This window comes from Glaesserella sp. (genome assembly GCF_041814905.1).
Lineage (GTDB): Bacteria > Pseudomonadota > Gammaproteobacteria > Enterobacterales > Pasteurellaceae > Glaesserella.
Map to the genome: position 1 here is coordinate 1 of NZ_JBGXYA010000040.1, position 14,726 is coordinate 14,726.

A 14,726-nucleotide genomic window follows, 5' to 3' on the forward strand; every position below is an offset into this window, starting at 1 on the left:
GTTGTTTGCATAGACATGTCTCCATAAGCTGTTGTGAGAAAGGCTTAATTAGTATCGTAAAAACTTTAGTTTGTAAAGTTTTTGTTAAAGTGAAAAGAAAGTATTTTGTCGTTATGCGAATGATGTCACGAAAATGGGATAGTTTTGTTCAAAATACAAGCGGTCTGTTTGGGAGAATTTTTTGCAAATTTTTCACAAATACAGACCGCTTGTAAAAGAGGGGATTAGTCGGTTTTGGTAAGACCGAAATGGCTGTACGTCCGTGAAGTCGCAATTCGCCCCCGAGGCGTACGTTGTAAAAAGCCTTGTTGAATGAGATAAGGTTCGAGGACATCTTCAATCGTATCCCGTTCTTCACCGATAGCGGCAGCTAAATTGTCTAAACCGACGGGACCACCGTCGAAGCGTTCAATCACTGCGGAAAGCAGTTTTCTGTCCATAAAATCAAAGCCTTCAGCATCGACATCCAACATGGTTAATGCCTGTTTGGCAATATCGGATGAAATGATGCCGTCATTACGGACATCGGCAAAGTCCCGTACACGCCGTAACAAGCGGTTAGCGATACGTGGCGTACCGCGTGAGCGGCGGGCGATTTCGTACGCACCGTCAGAGGAAAGATTAAGATTCAGACAGGTTGCGCTACGACTCACAATAGCGGTGAGATCTTCCACAGAGTAAAACTCAAGGCGTTGCACAATTCCAAAGCGATCACGCAAGGGTGAAGTCAGAGAACCGGCTCGGGTCGTTGCACCAACCAATGTAAACGGCGGCAAATCCAACTTAATAGAACGTGCGGCAGGTCCTTCACCAATCATAATATCAAGCTGATAATCTTCCATAGCAGGATAAAGCACTTCTTCAATGGCAGGCGAAAGACGATGGATTTCATCAATAAACAGCACGTCATAAGGCTCAAGATTGGTCAGCATGGCGGCTAAATCACCGGCTTTTTCAAGCACCGGCCCTGACGTTGTGCGAATATTCACCCCCATTTCGTTGGCAATAATATTGGCTAAGGTCGTTTTGCCTAATCCCGGCGGTCCAAAGATCAATAGGTGATCCAAGGCATCTTTCCGTAATTTGGCGGCTTGAATAAAAATCTCCATCTGCTCTCGCACTGAAGGCTGACCAACATAATCGGCAAGCATCTTCGGGCGAATCGCTCGGTCTATGGTTTCATCTTCATTTTTAGCGGATGCGCTAATAATTCTGTCTGCTTCTATCATATTTCAATTCATGCCCGAAATTTATAACGCATTTTTTAACGCTTCTCGAATAAGTTGTTCGCTTGTCATGCCTGATTTATTGAGTTTCTTAATCATCTTCTCGGCATCAGCAGGTTTATAACCTAAAGCGACCAATGCTTCAGCTGCTTCCGTCGCAGGGTCGTTACTTTCATGTGCGACAATATGGGTCTCTGAAGATTGTTCTACAAAGAAATCGCTTTGAGCCATACCTTTAAATTTGCCCTTCAACTCAACCAGTAAACGCTCTGCGGTTTTACGCCCGATACCAGGAATTTTAGTCAGTTTCGCCAGTTCTTCCTGTTCTACGGCGGTAGCAAATTGTGCAACCGACATCGCCGATAGAATCGCTAAAGCCAGTTTCGGTCCTACACCATTGGTTTTAATTAATTCACGGAATAAGGTGCGATCTTGTTTTTGAGCGAAGCCAAATAACAAATGGGCATCTTCACGTACAACAAGATGAGTAAAAATCGTCACGTCTTCATTTACGGCGGGAAGGTTATAGAAACTGGTCATCGGCAAGAGTAATTCATAGCCGACGCCTTGTACGTCAAGCACCATTTCAGGCGGGGATTTTTCGAGAATTTTACCGTGAAGTCGTCCGATCATTGTGATATTTCCGTCAAAAATAAAGGCGTAAGGATAGCGGAAAACTGGATAAAATAACAGAGCAAGCGGTCGGATTATGCGGTTTTTTTGCAAAAAAAAAGGGCGAACCGGTGTTCGCCCTTAATCAACATAGAAATGATTAATTAATCTTTCTTACGTAATACCAATTGGCTTAAGATGACTAAAGCCAACGAGAAAATAATCATAATGGTGGCTAATGCATTGACTTCAGGCGTTACCCCGGTTTTTACCAAGGAGAAAATTTTCAGCGGTAACACTTCATAGCTTGCACTGGTCACGAAAGATGAGACGACAACGTCATCCAATGAGATCGTAAAACTTAATAACCAACCGGAAACAATTGCCGGTAACAGCAATGGTAATAAGATTTTGCGTAAAATCGTTACTTCGCTTGCACCCAAATCTTTTGCGGCTTCCAACATTTTTGAGTCAAAATCGTTTAAACGGGAGGAAACCGTGACAACCACATAAGGTAAACAGAACGTAATATGGGCGAATAAAAGCGACCAGAAACCTAACGATACTCCCACTAACATGAATAGAGCCAATAGGGAAACCGCCATAACGATATCCGGTGACATCATGACTACGAACAACATGCCGCCGACGAACTGCTTGCCGCGAAAACGGTAGCGGTATAACGCAATTGAAGTTAATGCGCCGATTAAGGTCGCAAAAGTTGCCGCAAAAAAGGCAATAGTAATCGAATGGATGGCGGCTTGGATTAAGGTATCGTTATTAAATAAACGTTCATACCAGTTCCAACTGAAGCCTTTCCACGTTAAACCGTAGCGATCCGCGTTAAAAGAGTTAATGATTAAAATAATAATTGGAATGTACAAGAATGCGTACACCACAAACATAAAGAGGCTTTTAAATACGCGATTCATTATTCTAACTCCACTTTCTTATTCATCAGTTTATTTGCACGGTAGTAAACATAAATCATTAATGCCATTAAAATAGTCAATGCAATACTGATGGCTGAACCGAACGGCCAGTTACGCGTTACCAAGAATTCACTCTTAATGATATTCCCCACGAGTAATACTTTCGCACCGCCTAACAAGTCTGCTACATAGAACATACCCATTGCAGGGAGTAATACTAACAAGCAACCGGCAACGATACCCGGCATAGTGAGCGGAATAATGATTTTAACAAAGCGTTGAAACGCATTGGCACCCAAATCTTTTGCCGCTTCCAGTAAACGCCCGTCGATTTTTTCAATAGACGAGTAGAGCGGTAAAATCATAAACGGCAGCAAAATGTAAACCAAACCGATGATAACGGCGATTTCAGTATTTAAAATACGAATCGGCTCATCAATAATACCCAGATAAAGCAGGGTGCTGTTTAAAACGCCTTTTACGCCAAGGAAGATTTTCATACCGTAAATACGAATTAGGGAGTTGGTCCAGAATGGTAACACCACTAAAAATAGTAAAAACGGACGATATTTTTCCGGCAGTTTGGCGATCATAAAGGCAAATGGATAGCCGACAATCAAACAAATGACCGTTGCAATACCTGCCATATAGAGTGAATTCCACAATACTTGCGAGTAGAGCGGATCGATCAAACGGGCGTAACTGTCGAAAGAAAATGTCAGTTCAATCAGATTACTGCTGTCTTTGGTGAGGAAACTGGTTCCAAGCACCAATAAATTCGGGATTAATACAAAGAAAATTAACCAACCGAAGATAACCGCAACAGTAATGTTTTGGAATTTATTACTAGCAGTCTTCATCGTTGAGTACAACCTCCCAGCCTTCATGCCATGTTAATGCCACTTTTTGACCGACAGAGTGGTCCATGTGCGGATCGTCTTCATTGAAGAATTCGCTGACTAATACTTTCATATTGTTGTGATCCAATACGACATTCGATTCAAGGGTCATACCTTTATAAGTACGATCGCTGATGTGACCGATAACCGCTTTTGCGCTTTCGTTTTCATCAAGTTCTTCAATAACAATATCTTCAGGACGAAGTAATACTTTCAGTTTTTGGTTCGGGTGAACCGGTAACTGTGTATAGATTTCACAAACTCGGCCTTCCACATTGGCTTTTACGGTTTTCTCGCTCACGCGTTCAATGACGGTGGCATCAAAAATGTTGATCTCACCGATAAAACGAGCCACGAATAAGTTGCTTGGTTCTTCATAGATTTCACGCGGAGAACCGTCTTGTTGTATTTTACCTTTATTCATCAAAATAATACGGTCAGACATCGTGATCGCTTCTTCTTGGTCGTGAGTAACGAAAATAAAGGTAATACCGAGTTGGCGTTGTAATTGTTTTAATTCGTTTTGCATCTCTTTGCGCAATTTGTAGTCAAGTGCAGAGAGCGATTCGTCTAATAACAATACTTTGGGTTTATTTACGACCGCACGAGCAATGGCGATACGTTGTTGCTGACCACCGGAAAGTTGTGCCGGTTTGCGACTTGCCATCTCTTCTAAACGCACCATCCGCAGTGCTTCCATCACGCGCGGTTTAATTTCGGCTTCCGGTACTTTTTGCATTCTCAAACCAAAGGCTACATTTTCAAAAATCGTCATGTGAGGGAAAAGTGCATAACTTTGGAAAACCGTATTGACCGGACGTTGTTCTGCAGGAACATTGGAAACATCTTGTCCATTAAGAATAATTGAACCGTCGGTTAAATCTTCAAAGCCGGCGATTAAACGTAATACCGTGGTTTTACCGCAGCCGGACGGACCGAGAATCGTTAGGAACTCTCCGTCGTTAATGATCAGATCTAAGCCGTCAATAATTGTTTTTTCACCATAACTTTTTGTTATCGCTTTCAGCTCAATAATAGGTTTTTGTTCTAACTTTTCCATCTACTTTTGTTTTCCCCCTAGGGCAGCATTTAAATTTGAATAAATAGTGAACATTGTCGGTGTAATCATTGCACCTTAAAAATAGCATGCAATGATATAGCGAATGGGGGGGGAATGAAAGCAAAAATTTGCCATTTAGGCAAATTTACACATTGAAAATAACCTACGGTTTTAGGAAAGGAAATACAAGAAGATTCATGTTTCTCTGCGATATTTTCTTTTGCCAACCATTTGGGCATAACCGCAGATTAACAATGCTTCGTACTTAAGGCGCAGAGCATATAATTCATCATGAAAACTCAGGTCAATTCGGGTTACTCCGATGGTTCTACAAGCGGTGGGAAACCGCCTAAATTTTTCAATTTATTGACCATTGTACAGAAGAGTTCGGCGGTACGTTCAGTATCGTATAACGCAGAATGCGCTTGCTTGCCGTCAAACGGAATTTGAGCCATTTGACACGCTTTTACTAACACCGTTTGACCATACATAAACCCGGCAAGTGTGGCAGTATCTAACATGGCAAACGGGTGAAACGGATCACGTTTGGCATTAATACGTTTTACCGCAGCTTGTAAAAAAGCCTGATCAAAGGTGGCATTATGCGCCACAATCACCGCGCGTTGGCAGCCGGCTTCTTTGACGGCTTTACGAACTACTTTGAACATGTCGGTAATGGCAATCTCTTCAGGAATGGCGTTACGTTTGGGATCATCGATATCAATACCGTTTACTTTTAGCGATTCGGGATTAATATTGGCGCCTTCAAACGGTTTGATGTGGCTGTGGTACTGTTTGTCCGGTTGCAAAAAGCCGTCATCATCCATTTTAAGCGTAATGGCGGCGATCTCCAGTAATGCATCGGTTTGTGCATTCAATCCCGCAGTTTCAACATCAATCACCACAGGTAGATAACCTCTAAAGCGGTTTTTTAATAATTTATAATCGGTTGTTTGAGTTTCGGTTTGGTTTGTCATTTTGTTTTTATATAAAATAAATTCCCTTCTCCGTTGGCGGAGAAGGGGGGAAGCGGGGTTAACAAGCGGTCATTTTTGACGAATTTTTTGCAAAAACGTCGGCAGATAAACCTGAACTTTGTAATGAAACGTGGTTCGGCAACAATATGACCTTTTCGATTTATCCCAATGCCTTTTGCGCATCTTTGTTGGCGATAAATTCGATTTTGTAGCCGTCCGGATCTTCTACAAAGGCAATAACGGTTTTTCCGCCTAACACCGGACCCGGCTCTCGGGTCACTTTTCCGCCGGCTTGGCGGACGGCTTCAACTGTCGCATAAATATCGTCTACGCCGATAGCGATATGTCCGTAGGCGGTACCCAATTCATAGTGCTCTACTCCCCAGTTGTAAGTGAGTTCAATCACTGCACTTTCGCTTTCATCGGCATAGCCTAAAAAAGCTAAGGTATATTTGTATTGCTCATTTTCACTGGTACGTAATAAACGCATACCCAATACTTCCGTATAAAATTTGATAGCGCGTTCTAAATCACCGACACGTAACATTGTATGTAAAATTCGCATAGCCAAATCCTCATTAACATAGAAAAAATCGTTCGCATTATGGCATAATCCTAAACCAAAATCATTTTTCAATTATTAGTTATGTCACACGAACACGATTCACCCTCTAAACTTGAAATAACAACCTACGCGGTGTTACCGCTGGCTTCCATGTTATTTATTGAAATGTTGCTTAATTATTATGCGGCGCCTCAAAACGCTATTTTTATTTCACCTTATTTACTGGCATTTTTTGTGACTTGTGCCGTCTGTTTAGTCGTATTATGGAAAGGGCAGATCTGCCCGGGGCAGAAGGGGCGTTTAAGCTTTATTTTACCGTGGTTGTTCGTTTTTGCACTCGGCAACTTGCTTTATTCCTTAGCTTTTACCCCTAAACATACACCGGCAACGATTTCTGCCGTTGCCGCGTTATTGATTCCTTTTGTGTATTGGCGGTTACCGCAAGACGAGCAACTTTACCGTACTATGATTTATTGTGGTTTCGGAATTGTGGCGATTGGTGTAATGCAATATTTAATTGTATATTGGATTGAAATTCCATCGTTATTTAACGGTATTCGAGCCAATAATTTCGCCCAATTTCTCTTTGGGATCGTGTTAGCAGGCTGGTACTTGATGTTAGCTAAAAGCCGCTTGGACGGTTTCTTTAAATTATTAGTATTATTGGCATTAGGCGCATTAGTGTTGAATTATCTTTGGACGGCGTTTGTACTTTATCAACATCGACAAATTATGCCGGATATGCCGTTAGTCTCGTATTTTGTCTTTTTTGCCGTGCAATTTGTGATTTTTGGCTTACTTGCTTGGTTGCTTTTAGGGAAAAATATAAAAAATCCGATTGCGTGGACAGCAACGATGTTTTTAGCAATGTTATATCCTTTTACTAATGTGATTTAGATGATAATAAGACGACTTTTACTGATTATTGGCGCGGTGCTTGCCATGATTATGGTGGGCGCCTCTACTATGTCAGGAAGTCAGCTTTCATCTGCCATTAATGAATTGCTGCCGAAAGAGTGGAAAGTTGATATGCCGGAGACGATTTCCCCAAGTTGGGAAAAAGCTTCTTTAGCACAAATCCGCATCAGTTATCTGGATTGTCCGCTTATTACAGCAGAGCAGCTGTCGGTGCAATGGTTTGAGCAGCAAAAAATATCACTGGATAAAGCAACTATTGATTACGCTTGTCTGGAAAAATTTCCGCGGAGTGACGATAAAAAACAGTCATCTTCCGATTCAATCAAAGCAATTTTGGCAACTTTGCCAAACGGTGAAGTACACATTCATGCACTCTATTGGATTAATTTACCTGAAGCAATGAATCCCCGTTTGAAAGCCTTATTGGATTCACCAAGCCAAAGTCACCTTAGTTTTTACAACAATAAATTAACGTTTTCCGTTAAGCAAAAATTGGCGGAAATTTCTGCCGATTTAGCTAATATGCAGCTAAATGCGCAAATCCGTTATCAACCGTCCGAGTCGGAGCAGCATCAATTACAGCTTTCTGCTCTCTTAGACGATGATTTATTCACCTTACCGCCACAAATTTCCGCGGATTATCAGTGGAAAATACCTGAACAAATCGTCAGTGATCCCGCGTTACAGCAAGGGAAAAGCAATTTGGTTTGGCATCGTGATGAGGCGAAAGTATTGCGGGGAAATCTTGCGTTACAATCATTGGCTCACAATGAAAATCAACTGACTTTGCCTTTTTGGTTTGATCATCAAAGTATTGGCATTGAGCAGGCGAGAGTAGATTGGCAACTTAGCGAAAGTTTGCCGTTGCGTGGTTTTGTTACAACCAAATTAACCCCGAAAACCATGGATTTGGGCGATCTCTATCCGATTAAAACCAGCCTTAGAATCAGCTTACTCACCGAAAATGATAAAGGTAAAGGTAATATTGTAATCAGTAATCAAAGCGGTGAAATTCAGCAAAATAGTGTTGTATTGCCGTTACAGATCACCGGAAATATCAAACATGAGGGGTATATTCTTTATAGCTCTATCCCGCTAGATATTCGAGGTCCTTTCGATGATATCACTTTACGTTTTCAACCCGGTTCGTTACTCCGTTTAACCGGAAAAGAACGTTTTTTAACCATTAACGAGCTACGCTTTCCGCTTGCGGGGATTCAGGTGGATAAATACGGAATTAACGGTCGCCTCCAAGCTATTTTTAAAGGCGAAAGCCCCGATTTCAGCACGATTGAAATGCATTTAGACGGATTTGCCAATAATTTCAAAGCCGGAGCGCTGGATTTTTTCAACGATCAGAAAGAGGATGGGGCGACGAGCGATCTGTGGCAATGGCGTTTTTGGGGAAATTCTCACTTTAAGCCGGCAAACAGTAAATTATCTGTATCAGGGCGGGGCGATTGGCATCAAGACTTGGTGCGATTATCCGAATTTAAAGGGGAGTTGGGACAGATTAAGCGGCAAGGCGTCTTTGTCCCTAAAACAGAGTTGAGCTTAAGTGAACCGATTCATTTTGCATATCAAAATTTTCATTTGAGCGGCGGAATCACTTTAAAATCACCGATGATCGGCTTTCAGTACGGCGGTTTGTTAGAAAAACCGACTGCAGCGCTTTCTTTTCAAGGCGAAACGGAAAATTTACAGTTGAGAGGCTCGGTGAGTGCCGGTAAACTCGGACCAATCAAACTTTTTGCCAGTCGTAAATTAACCGAAACCTCCAGTAGCATCGTCGGACGTTTATATTGGAATGAACAATCGGCTAACGTATTCCAAACGTTATTTCCGTTTAGAAATAACTGGGTCATTACCAATGGAACAATCAAAGGAGAAACCGCATTCAGTGCTAATACCGAAAGAGGTTTAATTGCAGGCGGGCACTTCTCGATTCGTCATGGCGGATTATCCTTGCCGGAAGGCGATATTAAAGGCATCGAATTCTCTTTGCCGTATCAATTGAAAAATAACGAAGTAGATATTGGTTTAAAAAAACCGTTAGAAGCGAAAGTGGCGGAAATTAATATCGGCATTCCGATTACCAATGTGAAAGTGAAAGTACAAGGTCATATTCCTTATAGCAAACGTAAACCGCTATTTTTACAAGAACTTTCTCTTGACTTGCTTGGCGGGCGATTGAATGTGGAACGTTTTGCATTACCGCAAACCAAAGTTGCTTATCTCAATTTGTATGATATTCGTTTTGAGGAAATTTTATCTTTAGCGCAATATCATCAAGTAGAGTTAACCGGAAAAGCGAATGCTGTTTTTCCGTTTTGGCTTTCGGGCAAACCTTGCTATATTTGCAACGGCACGTTGACGCAAGCGGAAAAATCCTACTTAAAACTGACTCCCGATTTGCTTAAGGCGATTAATCAGGGCGGCTATACGGAGCAGATTTTGGCGTATATGGTCAATAAAAGTGAAATTGATGATTTCAGTGCAACGGTGAATTTGGACGGCAAAGGCGATATGGATTTGTCGGCGCAAATTCATTCAAGGCTGACCGAACATCAACAAGCCAAAGTCAATTTGAATTATCACCATAAAGAGAATATGTTCGACCTGTGGAAATTGATTAATTACGGCTCGCAATTTGAGCAAAATATTGAACACTCAATCTATCAACAATTGGATAAACAATGAAAACCGCATACTCGCTTTTTGCAATTTTTTGCCTGAATCTGACCGCTTGTACGCCAACGGTTAAGCTTGAAACGCCGGAAGAGGGGATTACCATTAATATGAATGTGGTGGTGGATCACAAAATTGAAGTGCAGATGGATGAGAAGTCCCGTGCTGCGATTAAAGTCGTGGATCAGCAGGAAAGTGGGAAATAGCAAGCGGTCAGATCCTGCGAATTTTTTACAAACGCCGGCGATGTATGAGTAAAACTATTTTAGGAGAAATGTAATGATGAAAAAACTACTTTTCGTCTTGTTTACCTTGTTCAGTGTAAACACCTTGGCGGTGGATCCGACTCAAGGTCCTTTGCAGAACGATCCAGCTTTATGTGCTTATGGTTATAATCCGAATTGTTACAGTGGGGGTTATGAGTCACCGCCACCACCGCCACGGATCACGACCACCTACTATGCGAATTTTGTGGCTTTAGTATATGGTAAAGATGGCACACCGCTCTTTTATCGGGATGTCTTTTATTCCGATCACAATGGGGGATTTACTAATATCGAGTGGAAAGTGATGCAAGATATTGCTTCTGAGAGATGCAATAAAGATAGCAACTATGCTCCGTGCAAAAACGCTCATCTTGCGGCGGCTTTAAACGGCTGCATTGTAGTGGTAGAGAGTGAACATAAATTTTACGCCAATGGGGCCGACAGTTGCGATGCAGCGAAAAAAATCGTCATGGAGCGTTGCCGCAAAACCGATCCTAAGCCAAAAAGCTGCAAAACCTATGCTCTTGAACAACCCTGCAGCGCTTGTGTCGGCATTTCGACACGAAAGCTTATCCCTTGATGGAAGCGCACAAGCGGTCAGTTCCGCCCCAAATTTTGCAAATGGATTCGCTAAATAGTTTGACGCTCGTTAGGAAACGAGCGTCATCAGTAATTTATAAGGTAATTGCTAATTTTTCATAAGCTCGGCGAGCTTTTTCCAACGCTTTTTCCACATTTTCATCACGAGCCAAAATCACCCCTAAGCGACGATGTCCATTCACTTCCCCTTTACCGAATAAGCGTATGTTGGTATGTGGTTCGGCTAACACCTTTTCTAAATTACCGAAGGTGACTTGAGTTGATTTTCCTTCCACCACAATAGCTTTTGAAGCTGAAGGGCTGATTAAAGTAATCTCAGGAATCGGCAAACCTAAAATTGCACGGGCGTGTAAGGCAAATTCAGATAATTCTTGGGAAATCAGCGTTACCATGCCTGTATCATGCGGACGTGGCGATACTTCGTTGAAGATGACTTCATCACCACAAATAAAGAGTTCGACCCCGAAAATACCACGTCCACCTAATGCGGTGGTAATTTTTTCAGCCACATCTTGAGCTTTGTTCAGTGCGGTTTCAGACATCACTTGCGGTTGCCAAGACTCACGATAATCACCGTCAATTTGGATATGACCAATCGGGGCTAAGAAAGAAGTACCGTGAATGTGGCGAACAGTTAATAAGGAAATTTCATAATCAAACTGGATAAAGCCTTCTACAATCACTCGACCACCGCCTGCTCGCCCACCTTGTTGGGCATAATCCCACGCTTGTTGAATATCTGCGTCGGATTTCACCACGCTCTGCCCGTGTCCAGATGACGACATAATTGGCTTCACAACACAAGGAATACCGATTTCGTGAATGGCTTGAGTAAATTGTTCGAAGCTATCCACAAAGCGATAAGGGGAGGTTTTTAGTCCTAATTCTTCTGCAGCCAAACGACGAATGCCTTCTCGGTTCATTGTAAGTTTAGTCGCTTTTGCCGTAGGAATAACGTTATAGCCTTCCAGTTCAAGTTCAACTAAGGTATCGGTCGCAATCGCTTCGACTTCGGGCACAATAAAATCAGGTTTCTCTTTTTCAACCAATTCACGTAACGCCTTGCCATCTAGCATAGAAATCGTATAAGCACGGTGTGCTACTTGTTGAGCAGGGGCATTCTCATAGCGATCAACAGCAATGACTTCCACGCCTAAACGCTGTAATTCAATCACCACTTCTTTACCTAATTCACCAGAGCCAAGCATCATCACTTTGGTTGCTTTTGCCGTTAATGGTGTGCCTAATGTTGTCATAATTGTGTTCCTTTTATTGAGAATTTTGCAACATTATAACAAAAGCAAACGTTTGCGTTTTGGTTTTTTTGTAATAAAAAAGACAAAATAATTTGGTGGTTTCTTGTCTCCCTCACTTCGCCTTTGCTTCTGTCAAATCTCCCCTAACCCCTCTTTGCTAAAGAGGGGGACTGACTCAGATAGAAATTTAAGATCGAAGTTCTTTCAAAATACCGTTTAATTTTTTAAATGGATGAGACTTTTCTTCGATCCGATTCCCCTCTTTAGCAAAGAGGGGTTAGGGGAGATTTGGCAGAATATACAACGAAGTGAGAGAAATAATGACAGCTCAAATAAGAGCATATTTAGGTTTGTCAGCAGCCTGGGACAAAGTCAAATGACTTTGTCCCAACTGGCAGTAGATTACTTCTTCCACCCCTTCAACGCATCAGCAAAAGCATTGTTACCAAAACTTTGGCGTTCAGGTTTCTGCGAGCGGTCGGATTTGCCAAATTCTCTGCGTTTCTCACCGCTTGTATCACGTTTATCCGTTGGCTTATCGTCCAAACGCATCGTTAAAGCAATACGCTTGCGAGCCACATCTACTTCTAACACCTTCACTTTGACCACATCACCCGTTTTTACCACTTGATGCGGATCTTCAACAAAGCTGTTCGATAACATTGAAATATGCACTAAACCGTCTTGATGCACGCCAATATCCACGAACGCCCCGAAGTTTGTCACATTAGTAACGGTGCCTTCTAAAATCATACCGACTTTCAAATCGCTGATTTCTTCTACGCCGTCCATAAAAATCGCCGTTTTGAACTCTCCACGAGGGTCACGCCCCGGCTTTTCCAGTTCTTTGAAAATATCGTTTACCGTTGGTAAACCAAATTGTTCATCCACAAAATCTTTGGCATTCAAGCTATGAATTTTCGTTGAATTACCCATCAGCTCACCCAACGTAGAAGCGGTTGCTTGTAAGATTTTTTCTACCACAGGATAGGCTTCCGGGTGAACACTTGAAGCATCAAGCGGGTTCTTTCCGCCTAAAATTCGCATAAAACCAGCACACTGCTCAAAGGCTTTTGGCCCTAAGCGAGCGACTTTTTTCAGATCAGAACGGGAATTAAAACGCCCGTTTTTATCACGGTAAGCCACTATATTTTGAGCTAAGGTTTTCGTCATACCTGCCACACGAGCAAGCAAGGGGGCAGAAGCGGTATTTAAGTCCACGCCCACCGCATTTACGCAATCTTCGACCACCGCATCCAGTTTACGCGCCAGTTGTGATTGATTAACATCGTGCTGATATTGCCCTACGCCAATCGCTTTAGGTTCAATTTTCACCAATTCCGCCAATGGATCTTGTAAACGGCGAGCAATCGACACTGCACCACGCAAGGATACATCAAGCTCAGGGAACTCCGCCGCCGCTAATTCTGAAGCCGAATAAACAGATGCTCCCGCTTCACTCACCACCACGGTTTGTGGTTTATTCTCTTTGATCTCTTTAATCACTTCTTTGGCAAAACGCTCAGTTTCACGGGAAGCCGTGCCGTTACCAATCGCAATTAAATCAACATTATGCTGTTTAATCAGCTTATAAATGGTCACCATTGCCGCGTCCATCTGTCCCGTATGCGGATAAATCGTGGCGGTATCCAATAATTTTCCTGTATTATCTACCACAGCCACTTTCACCCCAGTACGCAAACCCGGGTCTAATCCCATCGTATTTCTTGCCCCTGCAGGTGCAGCCATTAATAATGCGGATAAATTACGTGCAAACACATCAATCGCTTCTTCTTCCGCTTTTTCTCGCAACGCCCCCATTAATTCCGTTTCAAGGTGCAACAAGGCTTTGATTTTCCACGTCCACGCAATCACTTGCGAACGCCAGCTGTCTGCCGGTTGCTGACGAAGTTGTACGCCTAAATGTTCACGAATAATCTCTTCACAATAACTTGAACGGCTACCTTCTTCCGCATCAGGATCGGCATTCAAATTGAGCGACAAAATACCTTCATTACGCCCACGGAACATCGCTAAAGCACGATGTGACGGCACATTTTTCAACGGCTCACTGTGAGCAAAATAGTCACGGAATTTCTCGCCTTCTTCTTCCTTACCTTCAATCACCTTGGCTTCAAGGGTTGCATTAGCGGTCAGATATTGACGTAATTTTGCAAGCAGATCCGCATCTTCAGAAAAACGTTCCATCAAAATATATCTTGCCCCATCAAGTGCAGATTTCACGTCTGCCACACCTTTTTCTGCATCCACATAGGCTTCGGCTACCGTTTCCGGCGCTTGGCTAGGATCGTTCCAAAGGCTGTCCGCCAACGGCTCAAGCCCTGCTTCAATCGCAATTTGCCCACGAGTACGGCGTTTCGGTTTATATGGCAGATAGAGATCTTCAAGCTCTGTTTTACTCTGCGTTTGTTCAATTTTCTCACGCAATTCATCAGTGAGCTTGCCTTGCTCTTCAATGGATTTCAAAATAGTTTGACGGCGGTCGTTTAGCTCACGCAAATAGAGCAAACGTGTTTCAAAATGGCGAAGTTGAGTATCGTCCAATCCACCTGTTACTTCTTTACGATAACGGGCGATAAATGGAATAGTATTTCCATCATCCAGTAAAGTCATCGCTGCAAAAATTTGTTCGGATCGTACCGCTAACTCTGCGGCAATAATTTGGCTGATTTGGTGATTTAAAACATCAGTCATTGTTTGTTACTT

Annotated in this window: 13 protein-coding genes; 4 read left to right on the forward strand and 9 right to left on the reverse strand. The window is 42.6% G+C overall.

The window, feature by feature from the left end; translation table 11 throughout:
• Window positions 1-224: 224 nt before the first annotated feature.
• The 7 genes from ruvB to gloA form a co-directional block, all read right to left on the reverse strand.
• A complete protein-coding gene (gene ruvB, locus ACEYJ7_RS06130) occupies window positions 225-1,229 on the reverse strand; it encodes a Holliday junction branch migration DNA helicase RuvB (RefSeq protein ID WP_373778197.1) in 1,005 nt (334 codons plus the stop codon).
• Window positions 1,230-1,250: 21 nt separating this feature from the next.
• The gene (gene ruvA, locus ACEYJ7_RS06135) at window positions 1,251-1,859 is read right to left on the reverse strand and encodes a Holliday junction branch migration protein RuvA (RefSeq protein WP_373778198.1); all 609 of its coding nucleotides are present in this window, start codon (window positions 1,857-1,859) and stop codon (window positions 1,251-1,253) included.
• A 143-nt stretch (window positions 1,860-2,002) separates the two neighbouring features.
• Window positions 2,003-2,770 carry a spermidine/putrescine ABC transporter permease PotC gene (gene potC, locus ACEYJ7_RS06140; protein WP_373778199.1) on the reverse strand — a complete coding sequence of 256 codons (768 nt, stop codon included), beginning with the start codon at window positions 2,768-2,770 and terminating at the stop codon, window positions 2,003-2,005.
• Window positions 2,770-3,630 (reverse strand): spermidine/putrescine ABC transporter permease PotB, encoded by an 861-nt coding sequence (gene potB / locus ACEYJ7_RS06145; RefSeq protein WP_373778200.1) that lies wholly within the window; start codon window positions 3,628-3,630, stop codon window positions 2,770-2,772. Before potB ends, potC begins: the two co-directional genes overlap by 1 nt.
• A complete protein-coding gene (gene potA, locus ACEYJ7_RS06150; RefSeq protein ID WP_373778201.1) occupies window positions 3,617-4,729 on the reverse strand; it encodes a spermidine/putrescine ABC transporter ATP-binding protein PotA in 1,113 nt (370 codons plus the stop codon). The genes potB and potA overlap by 14 nt, the downstream gene beginning before the upstream one ends.
• Window positions 4,730-5,043: 314 nt before the next feature.
• Window positions 5,044-5,706: a ribonuclease T gene (gene rnt, locus ACEYJ7_RS06155; RefSeq protein ID WP_373778202.1), complete on the reverse strand. Its 663-nt coding sequence runs from the start codon at window positions 5,704-5,706 to the stop codon at window positions 5,044-5,046.
• 160 nt (window positions 5,707-5,866) lie between these two features.
• Entirely contained in the window at window positions 5,867-6,271 is a 405-nt protein-coding gene (gloA, locus tag ACEYJ7_RS06160) for a lactoylglutathione lyase (protein WP_373778203.1), read from the reverse strand.
• An 81-nt stretch (window positions 6,272-6,352) separates the two neighbouring features.
• Here gloA and ACEYJ7_RS06165 point away from each other — a divergent pair, with 81 nt between their 5' ends.
• The 4 genes from ACEYJ7_RS06165 to ACEYJ7_RS06180 all read left to right on the forward strand — a co-directional run bounded on the left by ACEYJ7_RS06165 (window position 6,353) and on the right by ACEYJ7_RS06180 (window position 10,723).
• Complete coding sequence (locus ACEYJ7_RS06165) at window positions 6,353-7,168, forward strand: hypothetical protein (RefSeq protein ID WP_373778204.1); 816 nt, start codon at window positions 6,353-6,355, stop codon at window positions 7,166-7,168.
• Window positions 7,169-9,889 carry a YdbH family protein gene (locus tag ACEYJ7_RS06170; RefSeq protein WP_373778205.1) on the forward strand — a complete coding sequence of 907 codons (2,721 nt, stop codon included), beginning with the start codon at window positions 7,169-7,171 and terminating at the stop codon, window positions 9,887-9,889.
• On the forward strand, window positions 9,886-10,083 hold the full coding sequence (locus tag ACEYJ7_RS06175; protein ID WP_373778206.1) for a YnbE family lipoprotein: 198 nt from the start codon (window positions 9,886-9,888) through the stop codon (window positions 10,081-10,083). The genes ACEYJ7_RS06170 and ACEYJ7_RS06175 overlap by 4 nt, the downstream gene beginning before the upstream one ends.
• A gap of 73 nt (window positions 10,084-10,156) precedes the next feature.
• Window positions 10,157-10,723, forward strand: coding sequence for a hypothetical protein (locus ACEYJ7_RS06180; protein WP_373778207.1), 567 nt, complete (start codon window positions 10,157-10,159; stop codon window positions 10,721-10,723).
• Between the two features lie 94 nt (window positions 10,724-10,817).
• Here the strand turns inward: ACEYJ7_RS06180 and purT are convergent, their stop codons facing one another.
• Together purT and ACEYJ7_RS06190 are read right to left on the reverse strand one after the other, a co-directional pair.
• On the reverse strand, window positions 10,818-11,999 hold the full coding sequence (purT, locus tag ACEYJ7_RS06185; RefSeq protein WP_373778208.1) for a formate-dependent phosphoribosylglycinamide formyltransferase: 1,182 nt from the start codon (window positions 11,997-11,999) through the stop codon (window positions 10,818-10,820).
• Between the two features lie 402 nt (window positions 12,000-12,401).
• Window positions 12,402-14,714 carry a Tex family protein gene (locus ACEYJ7_RS06190; RefSeq protein WP_373778209.1) on the reverse strand — a complete coding sequence of 771 codons (2,313 nt, stop codon included), beginning with the start codon at window positions 14,712-14,714 and terminating at the stop codon, window positions 12,402-12,404.
• Window positions 14,715-14,726 lie beyond the last annotated feature (12 nt).